A 22607-nucleotide genomic window follows, 5' to 3' on the forward strand; every position below is an offset into this window, starting at 1 on the left:
TTGTATTTCATGCAATAAATTATAAAGGCTTATCTCACGATAAGTTTTTTTTTGTTTTAGATAGAACTAAAACAAAGAGCTAAAAGAAAATATTTATAGAATACAACAATTTTAAAATTGTTGTTTATAAAAGATAAAAATGAAGAAAATTAAATTTAAATCCATCACAAAAACGCTTATAGCAGATACGGTAACTCCCGTAGGTTTGTATTTGAAATTTAGAGATAAGTTTGCAAATACTTTGTTGTTAGAAAGTTCGGATTATCATAGTAAAGAAGAAAGTTTTTCTTTTTTATGCGTGGACCCTGTCGTTACCATAAAAGCAGAAGATCATCATTTGTCATTGTCTTATAAAGGTGATGAACTGGAAAATCAGAAATTAGAGAATGCTAATTTTTATGACATTTTTCAGAATTATACTGATCGTATTGACTTGGAGTGTGATCCTGAAATAAAAGGATTTAATGGTTTGTATGGGTATACAACGTATGATGGAGTTCAATATTTTGAAAATATTGAACTGAAATCAAAAGATGCTCCATCTGCAATTCCATTAATGCAATATAGTTTTTTCAGATTTGTGATCGCAATCAACCATTTTAATGATGAAATGATTTTGATTGAAAATTTAGAAGAAAATGAAACGACTAGATTGGACGAAATTGAAACAATATTAAAATCTAAATCTTACAATACACAAGATTTTTCTTTTGAAGGAAAAGAAACTTCTAATTGTACGGATGAAGATTTTAAAGAATATGTACGAAAAGGAAAAGCCCATTGTAAAAGAGGAGACGTTTTTCAGATCGTTTTATCACGTCAGTTTCAACAATCATTTAAAGGGGATGAATTTAATGTGTACAGAGCATTACGTTCTATAAACCCTTCTCCTTATTTGTTTTATTTCGATTATGGAAGCTTTAAGTTGATGGGGTCTTCTCCTGAGGCTCAAATTAAAGTGGGAAAAGGAAAAGCAATCATCAATCCTATCGCCGGTACTTTTAGAAGAACTGGAGACATGAGTGAGGATATAAAATTAGGGAAAAAACTATCTGAAGATACTAAGGAAACTGCAGAGCATGTAATGTTAGTTGACTTGGCTCGTAATGATTTGAGTAAGCATGCGGATCATGTTTCTGTTGAGGTATTTAAGGAAGTACAATATTTTAGTCATGTCATTCATTTGGTTTCTACCGTTCAGGGAGATATCAAAGGAAATCCAATTGAAATTGTTGGAGACACTTTCCCAGCCGGAACTTTGAGTGGAGCGCCTAAATATAAAGCCATGGAATTGATTGATACTTATGAAAACCAAACACGTGGTTTTTATGGTGGAGCAGTTGGAGTTATTGGACTGGATGGTTCTGTAAATTTGGCTATTGCAATTCGTTCGTTTGTAAGTAAAAACAATGTTTTATACTCTCAGGCTGGAGCTGGAATTGTAATCAATTCTGATGAGGAAAGTGAATTACAAGAGGTAAATAATAAATTAGCCGCATTAAAGAAAGCTTTGGTATTGGCAGAGAAAATTTAGTTGAGTTTTTAGTGTTTGGTTGGTCATTTTAATAGGGCAAACAGTTACACAGTTCAACAATTAACAATTCAACAGAATAAAATGAAAATATTAATATTAGATAATTACGATTCTTTTACCTACAACTTGGTTCATATGGTGGAAGAAATTACTGGGGTATTTCCGGATGTATATAGAAATGATAAAATTTCTATAGAAAATGTTGGGAATTATGATTTGATAATGTTGTCTCCAGGACCTGGAATTCCAGATGAAGCAGGAATTTTAAAGGATGTTATTCGAACTTATGCGGCAACAAAACCAATTTTTGCAGTGTGTTTAGGATTGCAAGCAATTACAGAAGTTTTCGGAGGTACCATCATCAATATGGATAAAGTGTATCATGGTGTGGCAACGGAAATGACAGTTACTGATAAGGATGCTTTAATTTTTCAAGGTTTGCCTGAGAAATTTGAAGCTGCTAGATATCATTCTTGGATTGCCCAAAACGAGGATTTTCCGGAAGAATTAAAAATTACGGCTGTTGATGATGAAGGTGGAATTATGGCTTTGGCTCATAAAACCTATAATGTAAGTGCAGTTCAGTTTCATCCAGAATCTATCTTAACTCCTTTGGGAGAAAAAATGGTTAGAAATTTTATAGAAAACTTAAAAGGGTAGTTGGAAATAGGATGTTGGTATGTAGAAAGTTCCAACGACCAAGTACAAACTACCAAATACCTTAAAAAATGAAAAACATATTAAATAAATTATTTGAGCATCAAAAGTTATCGCAAGCAGAAGCGAAGCAAGTATTGGTTGATATAGCAGCAGAAAAATACAATGCAGCACATATGGCGGCTTTTATGACTGTTTTTATGATGCGTCCGATTACGGTAGCTGAATTGGCTGGCTTTAGAGAGGCTTTATTGGAGTTGGCAGTTCGAGTAGATTTGTCAGATTTCAATACAATTGATTTATGCGGTACGGGTGGTGATGGAAAAAATACATTTAATATTTCAACACTTACTTCTTTTATAGTTGCCGGAACAGGTAACAAAGTTGCCAAACATGGAAATTACAGTGTTTCTTCTGCTTCTGGTTCTTCAAATATGTTAGAGTTTTTAGGATATAAATTCACCAACGATGAATCGGTATTAAAAAGGCAATTAGAAAAAGCAAATATTTGTTTTTTACATGCACCATTATTTCATCCTGCAATGAAGGCCGTCGGTCCTGTAAGAAGAGAGTTAGGATTGAAAACTTTTTTCAATATGCTAGGACCTTTGGTGAATCCTAGTCAGCCACAAAATCAATTAGTGGGAGTTTTTAATTTGGAGGTTGCTAGAACTTATAATTATATGCTTCAAGAAACTGATTTGAATTATGGAGTTTTATATGCTTTAGATGGTTATGATGAAATTTCATTAACAAGTCCGTTTAAATTATTTACAAAAGAGGCTGAAAAGACAATCTCTCCTAAAGATTTAGGATTGAAAAAATTAAAGCAATCTGAAATATTTGGAGGAAATTCTGTGCCTGAAGCTGCAGAGATATTCAAAAATATTTTAGAGGGGAACGGAACAGAAGCTCAAAATAATGTGGTTTTGGCAAATGCTGCATTTGCATTGAAAACGTTTGATAAAAAATTAGATTTTGAGATAGCTTTTGAACAAGCAAAAGATTCTTTGTTAGGCTTAAAAGCGAAGAAAAGTTTAGAGTTAATAGTTGAATAAAATAATGTCAGTTCGAGTATTTGTTTGACAAATATAATTTGTCTTGAATATTTGAAGTTTAAAAGTCAAAAGAACTATATCGAGAACAAATTACTTCTCGAGATATTTGGAATAAGTACAAAATACTCGAAGTGACAATAGAATGATAAATTCGTAATTGAATATGAATAATATTTTACAACAAATAGTAGATTTTAAAAAGCAAGAAGTTGCAAAAATCCGTCAGGAAGTAACGGTGCAGCAACTAGTGAAAAGTCCTGATTTTAAAAGAACACCTTTGTCATTGGCTAAGTCGCTAACGGAAAAAGGATCATCTGGAATCATAGCTGAATTTAAAAGACAATCTCCTTCAAAAGGAATTATCAATGATACATCGTCAGTAGAAGAAGTTACTCAAGGGTATTTAGATGCAAATATAGCGGCTCAATCAGTTTTAACGGATACTAGGTATTTTGGAGGAACCATGGTTGATTTGATGAATGCAAGGAAAGTAAATACAGTTCGTCCAATTCTAAGGAAAGATTTTGTTGTCGATGGTTTTCAAATAGTAGAAGCAAAAGCAATTGGAGCAGATGCTATTTTGTTGATTGCTGCCTGCTTGACCGCAGAGGAATTGAAAAATTATGGAAATCTGGCAGACGATTTAGGATTGAGTGTTTTATATGAAGTACATGGTCGTGAAGAGTTGGATAAGATTTCGGATTTAGATGGAAAAATTATTGGAATCAATAATAGGAATTTAAAAACATTCCAGGTTGATTTAGAACACTCAATTGCCTTAGCAGCTGAAATACCGGATACTTGTATCAAGGTTTCTGAAAGTGGAATCAGCGATCCTAGAGTAATTACAGGTTTAAAAGAATACGGATTTGAAGGATTTTTGATTGGAGAGAATTTTATGAAAACTGAAGATCCAGGAAAATCTTGCAAAGAGTTTATTGATCAATTGAGATAAGTTTGTAGGCTTAGTTTGTCGAAGCCTTTTTAGTTAAGAATAGTTGTATATAATAGTGCTCTTCGTTAAGCTTAGGGTACATAATTGAGAAAATATGAAAATAAAAGTTTGTGGTATGGGAACTCCAGAAAATATTCTGGAAGTAGCTGCCTTAGAACCAGATTATTTAGGTTTTATATTTTTTGAAAAATCAGCTAGAAACTTTACTGGGGTGATTCCTAGTGTTTCTGAATCCATAAAGAAAACGGGGGTTTTTGTAAATGCCTCTTTTGAATTTATACATGATAAAATTATTCAGTATAAGTTACAAGCGGTACAACTGCATGGTGAAGAAACGGTTGCATTGTGCGAGCAATTGAAGGATTTGGATGTTGAGGTTTTTAAAGTTTTTTCCATAAAAGGAGATTTTGATTTTAGTGTGTTGACTGGCTATGAGCCTGCAGTAGATTACTTTTTGTTTGATACAAAAGGGGAACACCCTGGCGGGAATGGATTTGTGTTTGATTGGAATGTTTTGAAGGGTTATACTTCAAAAACACCATTTATTCTAAGTGGTGGAATTGGTCCTGACGAAGTACAAGCGGTAAAAGAAATCATCAAATCAGATTTGCCAGTATATGCACTGGATTTGAATAGTAAGTTTGAAACAGCACCAGCATGTAAGGATGCTGATCTGTTAAAAGAATTTTTAAATAATATTAAATAATCCTGAGAAGGATATAAAATAAGTACAAAGATGGAACCAAAATTTCAACCTACAAAAGAAGGATATTACGGGCAGTTTGGAGGAGCATTTATTCCTGAATTATTGTTTCCGAATATTAAGGAATTAGAAGATAATTATTTAGAAATAATATACTCTGACGCTTTTCAAAAAGAATATAAATATTTATTAGATCAATATGTGGGTAGACCAACACCTCTTTATTTATCTAAAGGATTGTCTAAGAAACACAATGCTTCTGTTTATTTAAAAAGAGAGGATTTGTGTCATACTGGGGCACATAAAGTGAACAATACAATTGGTCAAATTTTATTGGCAAAACATCTCGGTAAAAAAAGAATTATTGCGGAAACTGGAGCAGGTCAGCATGGAGTTGCTACTGCAACGGTGTGTGCTTTGATGGATTTAGAATGTATCGTTTTCATGGGAGAGGTAGATATAGAGCGTCAAGCTCCAAATGTGGCTCGTATGAAAATGTTAGGAGCTTCTGTGGTTCCAGCAAAAAGTGGAAGTAAAACTTTAAAGGATGCTACGAATGAAGCGATTCGTGATTGGATCGGTAACCCTGAGGAAACGTATTATTTAATAGGTTCTGTGGTAGGGCCTCATCCGTATCCAGATATGGTGGCTCGTTTACAAGCTGTGATCAGTGAAGAAATTAAAGAACAATTATTGGCACAAACAGGGAACGAAAATCCGGATACAGTTGTTGCTTGTGTAGGTGGAGGTAGTAATGCCGCAGGTGCTTTTTATCATTACTTAGAAAATGAAGATGTTGAATTGGTTGCGGTTGAAGCAGCTGGTTTGGGTGTCAATAGTGGAGAAAGTGCTGCTACATCTCAATTAGGAGAAGTAGGGGTGATTCATGGAAGTAAGACTATTTTAATGCAAGATGAATTTGGTCAAATAGTGGAGCCTTATTCAATTTCAGCTGGATTGGATTATCCTGGAGTTGGACCTTTGCATGCTTATTTATATGAATCTAAAAGAGCTACATTTTTAAACGCAACGGATCAGGAAGCCTTGGATGCGGCTTATGAGCTTTCTAGAGTAGAAGGAATCATTCCTGCATTAGAAACGGCACATGCCTTAGCTGCTTTGGATAAAATGGATATCAAAGAAGGTCAGGTGATTGTAGTAAATTTATCAGGAAGAGGCGATAAAGATTTACAAACGTATATAGACAACTTAAAGGCATAAAACTTAGTTAACTAGCAGCGGTGAAAATATCAGTATATTTGTGTAAATAAAATAATAGGATTAAAATAGTAGAATGTAGTTTGAAGATGAAGAGTATAGGTTTTAAGTTTGATGCTAGAAAAATACACATTGTAAAATATTTTTTCTCCCTGTTGTTTTTTTCTCTAATAAATAACGTGATTTCTCAGAATTTGGTTTTTGAAAAGCAACTAGAAAGTGATAATCCATTGGAAAACATTGATTTAGGTTCAGGTGTTTCTTCTGTTCCAGTGGATATTGATTTTGATGATGACTATGATTTGTTTATTGGTACGAGTGAGGGTAAAATACTTTTTTATAAAAATGTAAGTACAAACGATCAGCCTGATTTATTTGAAGAACAAATAGAGGATGCAAACCCTTTATCAGCAATTAAATTGGGCTCCAAAGCATCTCCTTTTTTTGTTGATATTGATAATGATGATGATTTAGATTTGTTTATTGGGTATACGAATGGAGTTGCATATTATGAAAATACCGGGTCAAATCTTGTTGCAAATTATGAAGAGAAAGTTGGGGTTTTGAATCCGCTTTCCGAAGTTACTCATGCCGGTGCAAGGTCTTATGCACCAACTTTTGTTGATGCTGATAAAGATGATGATTTGGACGTTTTTATAGGTTGGTTAGATACAAATGTAGCAGATAGCCAAGGTATCTTATATTACAAAAATAGTGGAGATAAAGATGTGCCGACTTTTGAAAATGAAATAGCTTTGAATCCCTTTAAAGACTTCAATGAATTGTATCCAACTCCTTTGTTTGTGGATGCAGATGGAGATGGAGATCAAGATGTTTTTATAGGAAAAGGAGATGGTAAGATGGATTATTATAAAAACACAACCGACTATGAAAGTTTAGATACTGAGGAATTCTTGACATCAAGTTTTGCTCCTTATCCTAATCCAGCAAGTGGACAAGTTAATTTTAGCGGATTAAAGGAAGATACTGAGATTAAAATTTATAATTTATATGGACAAGTTGTGATTCAAAAAGTTGTAAGTCCAGAACAAAATTCAATTGATGTTAGCCATATCAAAACGGGTATTTATATGCTAGTAAGTAAAATTGAAGATCAAAAAATTTCGAAAAGATTAGTCATTACCAATTAGTAATGGTCATAAAATTGTAAAAAAAATGAGTTTATTAAATACTGTACTTAACACAAAACAAGATAAATTGTGTTCTGTCTTTTTCTCAGCAGGTTTTCCAGGGCTGAATGATACAAAAAAAATAATTCAAGATTTGGATGCCAATGGTGTTGATTTTATTGAAGTAGGACTGCCTTATTCAGATCCTATGGCTGATGGAGAAACCATCCAATATAGTAGTGCCGTTGCTTTGAAAAATGGAATCAATTTAGATATTATTTTTGAGCAATTAAAAGAGGTTAAAGGAACAGTAAAAGCTCCCTTGGTATTGATGGGCTATTTGAATCAAGTCTTAAAATATGGAGAAATAAAATTCTGTGAATTATGCCAAGAATGTGGAATTGAAACGGTAATTCTGCCAGATTTACCTATGATCGAATATGAAAATCATTACAAAGCCTTATTTGCAAAATACGGTATTAGCAATGTGTTTTTAATAACACCTCAAACTTCTAAAGAAAGAATCTTAAAAATAGATGAAATGAGCGACTCATTTATATATGTCGTGGCATCATCTTCTATAACAGGGGCCAAAGGAGAAATTTCTCAAGGACAGGTTGATTATTTCAATCGAATCAAAGCGATGAATTTAAAGAGTAAATTGATTGTTGGTTTTGGGATTTCGAATAAAAGTACATTTGATACCGCTTGCGAATATATGAATGGTGCTATTATTGGCTCGGCATTTGTGAATCATTTAAAAAATGAAGGAGTAGATACCATCGATCAATTTGTCAAAGGTATCATCGACTAATAAACGTATAAAGTTTATGTGAAAAGCTCTTAAATTTAATTTAAGAGCTTTTTTTTGTGCTTTTTTTTAATGTATGATAAATAACATATTTTTTGATTCAATGTGTTTCTAAATTTGTTGTGTAATGAGATAAATAGGAACAAAAATAAGTACACATGGAAAAAAATAAGAAGATTAGCCAGGAGCAAGTAATTAGAAATCGTAAGGATACGGTACGTTACATAAATCTTCAATTAGCTACTTTAGGGCAGCCAATATTTGAAGATAAAGAAGAGAGTGAATTCAAATATTGCAATCCCAATTTCCATGAATTGACAAGTGGTTTGGTGAAAAATTTAAAGGAATCTACCCGTTTGTTATCAAAACATTTGACGCCTATTGATCAAAGAATTCAAAACTTTATAGATGCGTATTTGGCAGATGTTGCTTTAGATGAAAAAATCACATTGCCTAATGATACTTTAGTTTTAACTAAGGCTGGACACGCAAGACAAATTAGTTTACCACCTGATGGGAATGAATTTATCAGTGAGAATATTACATCAACAAGAATCAAACAAGGGATTTTAAACAATCCTATTCATGATAAAAGGACAACCAAAGGTACATTTCATATAGTGGAAGGAGAGTTGCCTGTTCCATTGGATAAGTTTGAGGTTCCAAAACAAGTTTTTGCTAGTTTTTTAACAGCAGCCTTTAATCCAACGGATGATTTAAAAACTCTTCCTTTTACATCCAGTCAAAAGGATAAAGCTAAGGTGATGGTTTCTCTTTTAATGCGACCTATGGTGTGTCCAGAGGTAAAAGGAGTGATGCCTAAAAAAAGCATGGAGGTACATTTCTTTGCACCAGGAAGTTTGGTAAGTAACTTAGATTTTGTAGAGTCTATTTTCGGAAATGCAGGAGACCCAAATTTATCACAGAATGATGCTGCCTTAGATCCGGAAACATGGACTGGGCATACGGGTTGTATTGTGCTAGCTCCTCATTTGAAAACTTTGAAGAAAAAAGATCTAGGATTGCCTCATTTTGATGATGCCACAGAACGTCAAAAAAATGATGGTATGTGCTGGAAAGATGAGAATGAATTATACAATGACGGGGGCGCTTTTAAAATAACCTGTAGAGACTCTAGTGGAGTTGTGGTTACCTTGATTGCGGATAATTATTTTGGATATTCTAAAAAAGAAATCAAAACTCAAATTAGCTACTCTGCGAATTTATATGGTTTGTTAGAGGAAGAACATTCAGGAGGTGCTGTTGCCTTCCCCAGAGCTGTGATGGGAGATATTGTAGACGGTAAATCGTTTATGGGGAAAGATACTACTGGACGTACTTTTACGGAAGTTAAAAAGTTCTTAGGAGATAGAATTGACGTGCAGGCTGAAAATTATGGTATAGATAAAAAATATCCTAATATTATTTATGTACCACAATCGGCATATTTTAATACGAATACCAATAGTGTTACATGGAATTATGATGGGAAAAAACAGAAATTGATTTTATCACCAGAGAAGACCTATGTGCACCCAACAGGGAATAAATTTTCTTTAGAAAAGCACAAAAGTATCAATCTATGGAGGATTTTAATCACTGCAGCGGAAGGAGTAAACTGTCATAAACCTTGTACCGTATCCGGTGGAGGTAAGTCGGAGATTTCTAAATCTATGCAGAATGCCATTACGTATAAATCGTTTAATCTACAGGATATTGAAAAAGATTTTCAATTGGCAGATGAAATTATCGAATATGATTATTCAAAACGTTGGAAAAACTACGATTCTAGCTTAGCACCATCAAGATCTTTTTTAAGTGCGAATAGAACGCTAGGTTCTGCGGTAAAATTATTAATTCCAAATGATGATAATTCTGAAGAATTCAACGACTTCTTAGGGAATATACCGGTACATATAAGATCGCTAGTGTTGTTTGTAAAACGCTTGTATAGAGGAGATCATAGGAAATTGAATTGGAAAGATTGTATGTCTGTTGAGGTGATTAATGGACAAAAAGGAAGTAATTTAAAATACAACGGAATTGAAGTTGTAGGTAGTTATGTAAGAATCGGATTCAATCAAAATGGAGATTGGATGTTGAACAAATTACGTTCAGATTTTGCTCCAAGTTTGAAAATTCAAACTGAAGATGATATTTCTGCGTCAATTACGTTGCCAAGTAGTCAGATAAAAAATTTAAACCCAGAGTATGCTGATAAAAGTGTTAAGGTAACAGCAAATTGTGAGGCGCATTTGTTTCAAAGACCAGATGAGGCTGTAGTGAGAGGTTATGACAAAGGAGCGGAAAAAGATTTGGTTTCTGATAATACCTTTTTGACAAATTATGAGCTGATGCGTAAAAGTGATGCCATTGAATTGTATGAGGATACGATCAATTTTGATAAGTACACGCAACCCGTAAAAGACTTGATTAAAAGTGTAGTGGATAGTGAAAATGAAGAAGAGTATTTTGTAGTTCCTTCTCATACACGTATCGTAGCAGATGGACCTACCAAAAATCCTAGATATTTAGAACCAAATGTTTTTGTAGAAGAAAATGAAACAAGCTATTTGGCTGAGATTGGAATGCGACTTGCTCGTAAAGTAAATAAAGATGAGGAAGTGGTAAATGTTGTAAATGCTGTGTTGCCAGGAAGAAGAAATAATCCCGTGGATAAAGCTGCTGGGATAAGACCGTTGGCGGTGTACAATCCAATTCACTATCAAGAAGCTCCAGAGTTGTTTATGGATTTTGTGTGTAGTTTGACAGGGAAATCTCCATCTACAACAGGAGCTGGTTCAGAGGGAGCCTTGACAAAAGGGCCTTTTAATATGCTGACGCCAACAACGGATTTAAACAATGCCTTGTTGTCTCATATATTAACAGAGTCTAACGCATTTAGTACGGCTGCTGGATATATTGGAGCAGAAAATAAAGTAGATCATGATGTAAGTTTATTGATACCAGAAATTTGGGCACGTTTGATGCCAGAAGATAGAGATCCTAAAAAATTAATTGAAAATGGATCTTTGGAGAAAATTGATGATTTTGAATTTGAAGGTAAAAAAGTTCTAGCAAGTAGGTTAGGGTATAGAATCACAGATATTTTTGCCTTACGTTGTATGAATAGAATTTTTGATGAGCCTACAGCGGTATTTGACGAAGGAATGCTTCAGCCAGAATTACAAGGAATGGAAGATTATGTGGATGGAATCCATAATATTGTAGAAGCTCAGAAAAAAGTGGCGTTGAGGTATTTTGAGGATGGAAGTGTAGAGGCTGCCATTCCACCCTTGAAAATTCTATTGAATATCATGGCTTATGGTACTTATGAAGGCAAAGAAATTAGTGATCCTGAATTGAGAAAATTCTTTGATAGAGATTATATAATAAATAGTGATTGGTATAAAGAAAGATTGGAATTAAAGCAGCAAAAAGATTTAGTATTCTATACGAGACAGATCAATTATTTGGAGGAGTTTATAAAAAATCCAAGTAATGTAAATATCGTTGCTGAAATGAGTATTCAGGAAAGATTGGATAAGGTGAAAACTAAATTCAAGGAAACAAGTTCAGAGAAGTATTTAGAAAGTATAATTGGGACTATTGGAGCTGACCCTCTATTTGTTCAATAATTATAGTGTTTGTGTTTTGAAAAACTCCTTCTTTTGAAGGAGTTTTTTTTGTGTTGTTTATTCAAATATAATGCAACTAGTTCTGATAACATTTATAACTTTGCTATGCGAATAAAGTTTTCATGTTAGACACGATTAGACGTTTTATTATCAGTGCTGATTTTTATAAAGGTGTAACTTTTATAATAGCTTCTTTGGTGCCAATATTGTTGTTTCATTTTGTGTTAGATGCGGCGCATATTGGTTTTGCTATAGCATTAGGTGTTTTTTACAATGCCCCTACAAATAGTCCCGGTAGTGTAAAACATAGAACTTATGGAATGTTGGTTTCTATCATCCTAACAACCTTAGCTACTTTGGTTATAGGATATGTTGCCTCTAATATTTGGGTGGCACTGCCCGTTTTAGGGATTTTTACTTTTGCTATTTCTTATATTTCCGTTTATGGGTTTAGGGCTTCTTTGGTCTCTTTGTCGGGTTTGATGGCCATGGTAGTTAGTTTTGCTCATACTTATGTACATATGTCTGTTTTAGATTATACCATGTATGTGTTTGTTGGAGGCATATGGTATTTACTCATTGCAAGTATGGCAAATTTCTTAAACCCAAAGATGTATATTGAGGAATTGCTTTCGGATACAATGACTTTGACCGCAGAGTTTTTAGAAACACGGTCAAAATTATTGGTAGAGAAAAAAGAAAGAGAAAAACTCAATACCAAACTTTTTACTTTACAAGCCGAGCTTACCACCAAACATGAAACCCTTAGGGATGTTCTTTTAACAAGTAGAGAGAAATCAGGTCTTTCTAATAGGATTCGAAGAAAGTTGATGATTTTTATAGAATTGGTAGATATGTTGGAATTGGCAGTTGCAAATCCTATCAATTATAAAAAAGTTGATAAAATATTTAAAAATAAACAAGAATATATCACACCGTTTGTGGCTTTGATAGATGAAATGGCTGAGCATTTACATTATATTTCTAAAGTTATTATTAGAGATGAAAAAGTCAAAGTCAATAAGGGTTTAAATGTAAAATTGAAGGCAATTAAAAAAGCAATAGATACTTATAAAGATAATGAAGGTGAAGTTGATGGTAGAGATGGATTTTACATGCTTGTTAATTTATTTGAATATCAATCAACGCAAGTAAAAAAGATAAAAGTATTAGAGAGGGTTCTTAATGTGATTACCAGGAATAATAAACTGACACAAAATGTAAATACGGATATTCGGTTTTTAACTCCTCAAGATTATGGATGGAATAAACTAATTGTCAACTTTAGTTTGAAGTCTTCCATATTTAGACACTCATTGCGACTTTCTATAGCGATGGTGTTTGGTTTTTTGTTGGGGCATTTCTTTGAAATTCAAAATTCCTATTGGATATTATTGACGCTTGTTGTAATCATGCGTCCGAGTTATGGTTTGACCAAAGAAAGAATGAAGCACCGTGTGATTGGTACCTTCTTAGGAGCGGTTATAGCTTTGGGGGTTGTTTATTTGGTAGATAGTACTTTGGTGTTTGGTATTCTAGCAGGTTTGAGTTTGATTTTGGCTCTCGCGTTAGTACAGCTGAATTATAGAACGTTTGCCATGTTTATTACCCTACATATTGTGTTTATGTACGCAATGTATAGTCCGAATGTATTGCATGCCATCCAGTTTAGAATTATTGATACACTTGTGGGGGGAGGAATAGCGATGTTGGCAAATTTATTTTTATTTCCATCGTGGGAGTTTATGACCGTATATGATTCTGTGCTGGATACCCTTGCTTCAAATAGAGTATATCTAAAAAATATTGAAAAGGTATATGATGGGAAATTAATGGATATTGAGGATTATAAATTGTCAAGAAAAAATTCTTTTTTAGCAATGGGCGAGTTGAACTCTGCTTTTCAAAGAATGACTCAAGAACCTAAAAATAAAAGAAAATATTTTTCTGAAATTTATGATATCGTGGTGTTGGCAAATACATTTTTATCGTCTTTAGCCTCACTAGGAACCTTTGTTAGAAAACATGAATTGTATGAGCATTCCGATCAGTTTTCTGTTTTTGTAGTTAATATTGTTGATAATTTAACCAATGCCAGGCAAGTTATACGCGGTCAGGAAATGAGTAAAATTCACGAAGAAAATGAAATCATTGAAGCTAAAAATTCTTTCGAAAAAAAGTTTCAAGAGCTCACTCATAAATATGATAAGATTGCAGTAGATGATAAAAGCAATGAAACAGAAATATCTGAAGTATCTTTAGAAATACGTCAGACGCAAGTAATTTTGGAGCAATTGTCGTATTTGTATACTTTATCGGAGAATTTAATTCAAAAAATATCTGTGTATCAGAATAAAATAACATCTGATTCTAATGTATAAATCTTTAGCTATGAAAGTAAATAACGTATACTCAATATTAATTGAAGACTGGGATGAAGAGGTAACTGGTGTTTTTCAGAAAGAAGGCAAGGAGTGGATTTTGATGATTGACAATCAAAACGATTTTATTGCAGAAGGTTGTCGTTTTATTCATAAAACGAAAGTGGACGAAATATTACGAGAAGAAGGTGAGATTTTTAAAGAAAAAATATTTGCAAAAAAGTATCCCGAACTCACAATCAAAGAAAACTATGAATTAAATTCATCTGAAAAGTTGTTTTCTAAGATCATGGAGCAAAATTCATTGATTCATTTTGATACTGATGATGAAGAAGAGATGGTGGTAGGGAAAATAATCAACGTGACATCAAACGGTTTTGAACTCCGTTCTTTGACGGAAGATGCACATTGGGGAGAATCAATTTTTTGCGATTATGCTGAAATCAGTACCCTGGCAATAGGGAATGATTATTTGAATTCGTTGAGTTTGCTTTTGGATTAGATAAAAAGGAATTTTTTTATTAATTCAAATGATGTCGGAACTCATTTGGGCTCATATTCGTTTTTTTCTTGAAAATTTTACTAAAGTATTGTGGATATTCAAAGCCTAAGCTATAGGCTATTTGACTGGCACTTTCTTTGGAGTTCAATAATCTGTTTTTTGCTTTTTCAATAATGAATTTATGAATATGGTCTTGAGTACTTTGCCCCGTTTCCTTCTTTAGTAAATCACTCAAATAATTAGAAGACATATTCATTTGTTCTCCAAAATATTGTACTGTAGGGATGCCCGATTCTAGTTGTTTTTCTAAAAAATAATATTCCTTGATCAGTTGCTCAAAACGACTAGCAATATCTTGATTTAAGTTGGTTCTTGTGTAAAATTGTCTGTCATAAAATCTTACACAATAATTGAGTAATAACTCTAAATTTGAAATGATGAGCGTTTGACTATGAGCATCTAAATTCTGACTAAATTCTTTTTCAATTTTTGCAACTATTTCAGTTACTGTTTTTTGTTCTTCCTCTGATAGGTGTAAAGCTTCGTTGGAGGCATAACTGAAAAAATTAAATTTCTCTATGTTTTTTCCTAATTCTGATTTACGAATTAGGTCTGGATGAAAGGCAAGCGTCCAACCCTCGTTGTCTTCAACCACTTCTTCTTTTTTAAACTCTAACACTTGGTTTGGAGCTGTGAAAATCATGGCTCCTTCTTGATAATCATAAGAGTTTCTACCATAGCTAACAATAGAGCAGGGGCAATTTACCTTTAGGCTAATTTGAAAGAGACCTAAGGAGTATTTAAAATTATCTACATCAAAATTTTCTAAAACGGTTGAGGTTCTTAAAACAGAAATCAAAGGATGTTTGGGTTTATCCAGGCCTAGAAATTCGTGAGAATCTGAAATTGAATTGATTTGAATAATTTCTTTCATGTCAATAGATTATAGTTCTTTCCACCACGAACTGTAATCATGGTTGTTCTCTTTTATATTTATTTTTTCACCAATTTTTGGAGTGATGACTTCTAAATTAAGTTCATCAGCCTTATTGGTTACACGTTGGATAGGGTCCTTCCAATCGTGCAGAGCCAATTTAAACCCAGCCCAATGTATTGGCATTATTTTTTTCGCTTTTACATCCACTCCTGCTTGAGCGGTTTCTTCTGGCATCATATGTATGTCAGACCATTTTTCATTGTATTGACCGCATTCCATTAATGCTAAATCAAAAGGGCCGTATTTTTTTCCAATTTTTTTGAAGTGGCTGCTGTATCCGCTATCACCACTAAAAAATAGGTCGGTGCTAGAAGATTTTATCACCCACGAACTCCATAAAGTACTTTGGTTGTTATTGAGTTTTCTTCCGGAAAAATGTTGTGCAGGAGTACAGGCTAACGTTAAGGATTCAAATTGTGTTTCTTCCCACCAATCCATTTCAGTGATTTTATTTTTTTCTACACCCCAAGCTTCTAAATGAGCACCGAGTCCGAGTGGAACATAATAATGCTTTACCTTATGTTTTATTTTTTGAATGGTAGGATAATCTAAATGATCATAATGGTCGTGAGAAAAAATCACTGCATCAATTTGAGGTAGTTTTTCCATCGCCAATGGCATTTCTTCATTAAACCTTTTTTCTCCCAATAAATCATGAGGAGCAGCGACTTGCCCAAACATTGGATCTAATAAAATATTTTTGCCTTCCATTTGTAGCAAGAAAGACGAATGACCAAACCACACCATTCTTGGAGATTCGTGATAATCTGCAATATTAGTAGAATCTAATTTTATGATGTCTAAATCTTTTTTCGGCCGTCCGTTAGGAACCTTAGTGGTAAAAAAAGTATAAGCAAGTTTTAATTTTTCATTAAAACTCAAGTCTTTTGGGACTGCCTCTGTATTATTGAATTTTCCATCTTTGTATTGCTTAGAGTTTTCATACAAAGCTTTTCTTTGCTCTGTGATATCAGCACCTAGACTAGGATAAAATTTATTGAATAATAGATAGGCTACTACTAGAATAGTAACTGTTGCGAGAATTCCGATCATTATTTTTGAAGGTGTTTTTTTTAACATCTGATTATTTAAATTGACTCAACAGTATTTTATCGAATAACGCATCACCGAACCATTTTCTAATAAAAATTGAAGGTTTCGCCATAAAACCTTTCACATAACGCCTTTTAGGTTTGTTTGTAACAGCGGCATGGGCAATGGTTTTTCCGAGAACATCTACTTGTGTAAGGCTATTATTGGTGTACATTTCAACCATGGTATCGGCAGTTCTATTGGCAAAACCTGCATAGGCACCTTTGCTAGATGTTTTTCTTAAATTATCTGCAGCGATGGTTCCCCAATCTGTTTTAATACCTCCAGGTTCTACAATAACGACATCGATGCCAAAAGCTTTTAGTTCAAGTCGCAAAGCATCACTCCAACCTTCTAAAGCGTGTTTTGTGGCATGATACCACGCACCTAAAGGAGCATAGACTTTTCCACCCATCGATGAAATGTTTACTATTCTACCTGACTTTTGTTCTCTCATTTTTGGTAATACCAATTGAGTAATTCGTGCAAGTCCAAATATATTTACTTCAAATTGTCTCTTCACCTCTTCAATTGGAATATCTTCTACGGCACCATAAGAACCGTAACCGGCATTATTTACCAACACATCAATTTTTCCTTCTTTTTCAAGAATGGTGTTTACACAAGACACAATTGAGTTTTCTTGAGTGATATCTAAAGAAAGCGTTTGTACGCCAAGCTCTTTTAAATCTTGCATGGCATCTAACCTTCTAGCTGCTCCATACACAATATGTCCTTTTTGCTGTAAAATTTTAGCAGTGGATTTTCCCATTCCTGCAGAAGCTCCGGTTATTAGTATTACTTTTTTCATCCTTTATAGGTTTAACAATTATACGTTGTAAAATTATTGCATTTGAAAAAAATGCTTGTATTCTAATTACTGATAATTGAATACTTTTTACTGTTCTAATTTAAAACTAAAAAATGAGAATAGACTGATTTACTCTTTTTCAAAAGAGTGTCATTTTATTTGATCTAAGACATTGGCTTACTTTGAGGAGTAAAGCCTAAGAAAAAATAGTATATAGAAACTTCTTACAAATCAAAACGGTATACAGCCCCTGCCAATACTTGAAATCCTTGAACTTGGAAATTAGAATATACTTGATAGTTGGTGTTTAATATATTGTTCAGCTCTATAAAAGCGCTCCATTTTCTATTAAAAGTATAATCAGCAGATAAATTGATGTCGACATAAGCATCTAATTCAACCGGAGTTTCTGTTCCGTCTGATGCGATCAACAAATCTTTTCTCGGTCCTTTTGTAAAAAGTTCTCCTTTTGTATTCCATTTACCAAAAGAGTAAGTTCCAAAAATTGACGCCATAAAAGGAGGTAAGTTCCAAGCTTCAGCTTCATTATCCATAGAATAAGAGAAAAGAGAGATAGATGCTCCAGTTTCAATATTTTTAGCTAAAGTTGCTGCCAACTGTCCGTATAAACCTAAAGTACTTACTTTATCATATAAGGCATAAAATGAATTTCCTGCTTGATATCCTTTTGTCACAGCCATGGTTCCATCGGTTAAATTTTGGTTGGAACGGAATAATAATTTGTCTTTTTCTTGAGAATAAGATGCGTTTACATCATAAGAAATAGTTGAGGTCATTTTTCCTTTGAATCCTGCAAATAATTTAAAGGCATTGCTGGTGGGTTTGATGTTTAAGGTTGGTGAAACATAAGGGTTTTCGTTAGCGATACTTCGGTATGAGTTTTGAATCAGACCACCTGTGAAACCTCCATAAATATTCAATAATTCGTCAATCAGAGCAAAGTTGGCATGGATATCAGGGTAGATAAAGAAACGCCCTTTTTTGTTTTCTAAATCTGAGTTGTATAAAAGTTTAGCCCCTAATGAAATATATAAGTTTTCCTTTTCAATAGGATAAGCGGCTTCTGCACCTAGGTTTAAAAAACCATAATTAATTGCCATGGTATTGGAATAGTCATTTTCAAATTCTCCGTGAATTATATCTAAAATAACTTTTGTATTTACCTTTGTTTCTTGAATCGGAAAGGTAAAAGTTGGAGAATAATAAAATCTTGTTTCATTGCTTCCATGCTTGTCAGAGAATTTTTCCAAACGAGCTTCATTTTCTGAAATCCATTCTTGTTTTAGAAGAATGCTTCCTTTTAAAACAAGGTGATTGTAAATTTGTTTTTCGTTAATAGATGCAATTACATCATCTTGATAAACAAGCATATCATCCGGAATTCCATACCAATTGTACATGTCTCTTTGGTAACTGGCTCCAATTTCCCAAGTCTGTGCCTTTTTATGATTTTTATAATTCAATGCAATTTTAGTATTCAAATAACTGTCGCTTAGAACAACATCTTTAATTCCACCATTGGAAGCTTTGTTGTATAAAAAAACTTGACCTTCATGTTCCTTTTTTCTTTTGTAAAGGAAAGCTTCCACTAAGGGAGTTCCGTAGTTTCCATAACCAACCTTTAAATAGTCTGGGTATTCTGATTTTTTATAGTTGGTTTTTGCAGACTTGTAGCCGCCAGAATAAGGTTTGAAAACCGATTTGATAGGATGTGATTTTATCCCATATTGCATATTGCTTTTGTCGTTAGTTTCTATAGAAATATCTGGTGTTTCATTTGCTTTAAAAGCATCTGAAATAGTAGGTTTATAAGAAGAAACTACATTAATTACCTCTGTGCTTACACTGTCTTTTTCTTTTTGAGAAAAAACCGAAACGGAAATTAAAAGCAGTAAAATAAAAATATTTTTCATTGTTTATGTGTCTTGTGTGTTGAGAAAATCCTTTTAAAATTCAGTAGATTCCTCTGTTTCTTTTTTCTCTGGTACGATGGTGTCAGTTGCTTTGTTCTTAAATTTTTCAGCAGTTCTTAGTTGTTCTAAAATACGACTTGCTTCAGCGGTTAGTTCTTCGAACTGTCCATAATTTTTAACGATATTTTCTAAAATATAAGTCGCTTGAAAGGCATCGTTTAATCCAATATTATTTTCAGCCATCACAATCAAACCTTTAACTCCCCAATATTTGTGGTTTGCATATTTAGAGGCAAGGTCTTGAACTGTTTTGTTTGACTCTTTGTATTTACCTGCTCTGTTTTGAAAATACGCTTCATAATAAAGAGCTTCCGCTTTTAGAGCTCCTTTGGCATCTTTGGAAACCTCAGAATAAGCTTTTTCAGCTTTTTCTAAATCGTTAGTTTTGATCGCAGAACGTGCAATAAAAATAGTAGCATCTGCCTTGATTTGAACATCTGCTTTTTTATGCTCTAAAACTTTTTCGGCATAGACGACAGCCTCTTTATATTTTTCTTGATCGTACATGGCTTTCATTAAATTACTTTGCGCGAACAAAACATTTTGAGGGAAGTTGGCTTCCAATTCAAGTCTTTCTAAATAAGGAATGGCATCAGGCCAAGAATTTTTCTCAAGATAAATTTGCACCAACCTAGCTAAAGCTTGTTCTGTGTATTCATTTGAGTTTTGTTCAACAACATGAACATATTTAGGAATTGCCTTTTCTGTATTTTCTAAACTAAAATAGGCTTGCGCGCTGTAAAAATTTGCCTTCATGGCATGAATACCATTTGGGAAATTAATCAAGTATTTTTTAAAACTATGAGTGGCTGGAAGTAATTCGTTGTTCACGTATTTTTTTTCTGCAGCTTCATACATCGCATTGTCCAAGTCTATATCAGAAAATTTAGTGTATTTGATTTCTCGAATCCAATCAGCATATTCGTCAACTTTATCAATATCAATATATACTTGTCTGGCATTTTGAACAGCTTGTTGTGCCTCTTTCGCATTTGGGTATTCGGCTACAACATATTTGTACTTCTCAATAGATTTGTCTGTATTGTTATCGTTGAAATAAATCAATCCTTGTTTCAATAATGCCTTTGGGATGTATAAACTTGTTTTGTAGTTTTCTATCAGTTTGTCGTAAGTGGCAATGGCTTTGTCATTTTCTTTGGCACTGATGTAGGCATTTCCTAATTCATATAAAGCATCGTCTTTGTAAGAAGATTTAGGGTGTTGATTGTCAAAATCTTTTAAAGTCTCAATTTTACTGTCATTTCTTCTAACAAATCCATAACTGATGGCTTTTTGGTACTGCGCATAATCATCATCAATTCCTCTTTGTTCAATGACTTTATTATAAGCTTCCATAGCTTCCCAGTAACTTTTAGAGATAAAGTTACAGTCTCCCAATCGAATATAAGAATCGTTGCGTTTGACCTCATCGTCATTAGCGCTTTTTACATATGCCGTAAAACTTGATTTCGCCCTTCTGTAATCTTTGAGCTTGAAATAAGTGTATCCAATAGAATAATTGATGTCTTTATATTCTGTTGTTTTTTTGGAAGCTGATAATCTCTGGAATCTTTTATAATCAGCAAGAGCTGTTTTAAAATCATTCAATCGGTAAGAACATTCTGCTCTCCAGAATAATGATTTGGATTGTACCTCTCTTGATAAGGCTTGAGAACTTGAAGTTTTAAAATAAGTCAATGCCTCTTGGTATTTTGCATACTGGAATAATTGCATTCCTCTATGCATGGTAATTTCGTAGAAGGTTTTGTCTTTTGCCAATTCTCTTCTTTGATAATAGGTCAAAGCCCCTTCAAAATCTCTACTAGAGTTGTAGGTGTCAATAATCAGTTTGTTGATTTCTCTCGCATTTAAGGAGGTGGTATAGTTTTCTACATAATCCTGTAAAACTTCGGCACTACTTTTATAAGGGTTTCCTATTTCATAACTAAGTTTTGCATAGTTATAAGCTGCATCTTCTTTGATATCTTCGTTAAAATCTAGTTCAGAACTGTTTTTAAAAGCATTTAATGCCTCACTTTTTTTATTTTGTTCAAGATAACAGGCCCCTAAATGATAGTAGGCATTTTGGGCTACTTCGTTTTTTCCTTTGGTAATACGGTTGAAACGCAAAATGGCATTTTCGTAATCCTTTACTTTGTAATAGGAATAGCCAAGAAAATAATGATCTTCATTTACCAATCTGTTTTTTCTACCTCGGTAATTTTTCAAATGCACAATTGCCTGATCATATTGTCCTAAATAAAAATAGCTTTCACCCACAACCTTAGAAATTTCTGAGACTTCTTTTTTAGGGACGATTTTTAACAAATCGTTTCCGATAACCACGACTTCTTCAAATTTCTTGTTTTGAAATTTGATGTTCATCTTGTAATATAAAATCTCTTTGCGATACCTTTTATTGCCCTCTAGTTTGTCAAAATATTTAAGAGCTGTGTTGTAATCTTCTTGTACGTAGGAGATATATCCGTAATAATAATTTGCTTCCGCTGTATAGTATTTAGAATTGGTGAGAGGTAAAAAATATTGTTTCGCCTCTGTATACTTTTTATTAGAAAAATAGGCGTACCCCATTTTAAAATTATACGTATCCTCTTCTTTTGCTGTCAAGTATTTTGGAGAAACTTTTTGAAACCATTTTAAAGATTTTGCAGGTTTTCCATGATTGTAATAATAATTCCCAGCTTCTAAATAGGCTTTATTTTTATGTCTGCTAGTTGGATATTTAGTCGTAAAGTCCAACAACATATTTTCACCCTCCTTTTTTTCTAATTTAACCGCGGTAATAGCTAAGTAATAAGCACAATCTTCGGTGGCAGAAGGATCATTTTTTAAATTTTCTGAAGCTCTAGAAAAAGCATTGAAAGCCGCTTCATAAATATCATTATTGTATAATTCTAGACCTTGTTCAAAGTCGTATAAGGGATGCGTAAATTTATCCGATTTTTGACTGTTGCTTAGCAAAGAGAAAAACAGCGCTAAAACAGTGATGAAAATTTTATATGGGTGCATCTAGGCAAATTTTTAGTTGCTCAAAAATAAATAATATTCCTATATAACAACGCATCCAAGGATAGTTTTATTGGCTTAGGGTTCAAACTTATACAA

16 protein-coding genes are annotated in these 22607 nt (G+C 33.3%); 11 read left to right on the forward strand and 5 right to left on the reverse strand.

Features of this window, described 5'->3' with window-relative positions; translation table 11 throughout:
* Positions 1-139 precede the first annotated feature (139 nt).
* From P8H68_RS05130 to P8H68_RS05180, 11 genes are all read left to right on the forward strand, one after another.
* Positions 140-1534 (forward strand): anthranilate synthase component I family protein, encoded by a 1395-nt coding sequence (locus P8H68_RS05130; RefSeq protein WP_300322308.1) that lies wholly within the window; start codon positions 140-142, stop codon positions 1532-1534.
* Between the two features lie 81 nt (positions 1535-1615).
* Complete coding sequence (locus P8H68_RS05135) at positions 1616-2194, forward strand: aminodeoxychorismate/anthranilate synthase component II (protein ID WP_300322309.1); 579 nt, start codon at positions 1616-1618, stop codon at positions 2192-2194.
* Between the two features lie 68 nt (positions 2195-2262).
* Positions 2263-3249, forward strand: a complete 987-nt coding sequence (gene trpD / locus P8H68_RS05140) for an anthranilate phosphoribosyltransferase (protein ID WP_300322310.1) — start codon at positions 2263-2265, stop codon at positions 3247-3249.
* 163 nt (positions 3250-3412) lie between these two features.
* Positions 3413-4204 carry an indole-3-glycerol phosphate synthase TrpC gene (gene trpC / locus P8H68_RS05145; protein WP_300322311.1) on the forward strand — a complete coding sequence of 264 codons (792 nt, stop codon included), beginning with the start codon at positions 3413-3415 and terminating at the stop codon, positions 4202-4204.
* 94 nt (positions 4205-4298) lie between these two features.
* Positions 4299-4910 carry a phosphoribosylanthranilate isomerase gene (locus tag P8H68_RS05150; RefSeq protein ID WP_300322312.1) on the forward strand — a complete coding sequence of 204 codons (612 nt, stop codon included), beginning with the start codon at positions 4299-4301 and terminating at the stop codon, positions 4908-4910.
* A 30-nt stretch (positions 4911-4940) separates the two neighbouring features.
* Positions 4941-6128, forward strand: coding sequence for a tryptophan synthase subunit beta (gene trpB, locus P8H68_RS05155; RefSeq protein ID WP_300322313.1), 1188 nt, complete (start codon positions 4941-4943; stop codon positions 6126-6128).
* Between the two features lie 86 nt (positions 6129-6214).
* Complete coding sequence (locus tag P8H68_RS05160) at positions 6215-7276, forward strand: T9SS type A sorting domain-containing protein (RefSeq protein ID WP_300322314.1); 1062 nt, start codon at positions 6215-6217, stop codon at positions 7274-7276.
* Positions 7277-7301: 25 nt separating this feature from the next.
* Positions 7302-8069 carry a tryptophan synthase subunit alpha gene (gene trpA, locus P8H68_RS05165; protein WP_300322315.1) on the forward strand — a complete coding sequence of 256 codons (768 nt, stop codon included), beginning with the start codon at positions 7302-7304 and terminating at the stop codon, positions 8067-8069.
* 155 nt (positions 8070-8224) lie between these two features.
* Positions 8225-11704 (forward strand): hypothetical protein, encoded by a 3480-nt coding sequence (locus P8H68_RS05170; RefSeq protein WP_300322316.1) that lies wholly within the window; start codon positions 8225-8227, stop codon positions 11702-11704.
* Between the two features lie 122 nt (positions 11705-11826).
* On the forward strand, positions 11827-14085 hold the full coding sequence (locus P8H68_RS05175) for an FUSC family membrane protein (RefSeq protein WP_300322317.1): 2259 nt from the start codon (positions 11827-11829) through the stop codon (positions 14083-14085).
* A 10-nt stretch (positions 14086-14095) separates the two neighbouring features.
* On the forward strand, positions 14096-14587 hold the full coding sequence (locus tag P8H68_RS05180) for a hypothetical protein (protein ID WP_300322318.1): 492 nt from the start codon (positions 14096-14098) through the stop codon (positions 14585-14587).
* 19 nt (positions 14588-14606) lie between these two features.
* Here P8H68_RS05180 and P8H68_RS05185 read toward each other — a convergent pair whose 3' ends face one another.
* The 5 genes from P8H68_RS05185 to P8H68_RS05205 all read right to left on the reverse strand — a co-directional run bounded on the left by P8H68_RS05185 (position 14607) and on the right by P8H68_RS05205 (position 22511).
* Positions 14607-15521 carry a helix-turn-helix domain-containing protein gene (locus P8H68_RS05185; RefSeq protein ID WP_300322319.1) on the reverse strand — a complete coding sequence of 305 codons (915 nt, stop codon included), beginning with the start codon at positions 15519-15521 and terminating at the stop codon, positions 14607-14609.
* A 9-nt stretch (positions 15522-15530) separates the two neighbouring features.
* Positions 15531-16664, reverse strand: coding sequence for an MBL fold metallo-hydrolase (locus tag P8H68_RS05190; protein WP_300322320.1), 1134 nt, complete (start codon positions 16662-16664; stop codon positions 15531-15533).
* A 4-nt stretch (positions 16665-16668) separates the two neighbouring features.
* Positions 16669-17487: an oxidoreductase gene (locus P8H68_RS05195; protein WP_300322321.1), complete on the reverse strand. Its 819-nt coding sequence runs from the start codon at positions 17485-17487 to the stop codon at positions 16669-16671.
* Positions 17488-17711: 224 nt separating this feature from the next.
* Positions 17712-19421, reverse strand: coding sequence for a TonB-dependent receptor (locus tag P8H68_RS05200; RefSeq protein WP_300322322.1), 1710 nt, complete (start codon positions 19419-19421; stop codon positions 17712-17714).
* A gap of 33 nt (positions 19422-19454) precedes the next feature.
* Positions 19455-22511, reverse strand: coding sequence for a tetratricopeptide repeat protein (locus P8H68_RS05205; protein WP_300322323.1), 3057 nt, complete (start codon positions 22509-22511; stop codon positions 19455-19457).
* Positions 22512-22607 lie beyond the last annotated feature (96 nt).

The organism is Flavicella sp., assembly GCF_029238425.1.
Classification (GTDB): Bacteria; Bacteroidota; Bacteroidia; order Flavobacteriales; family Flavobacteriaceae; genus Flavicella.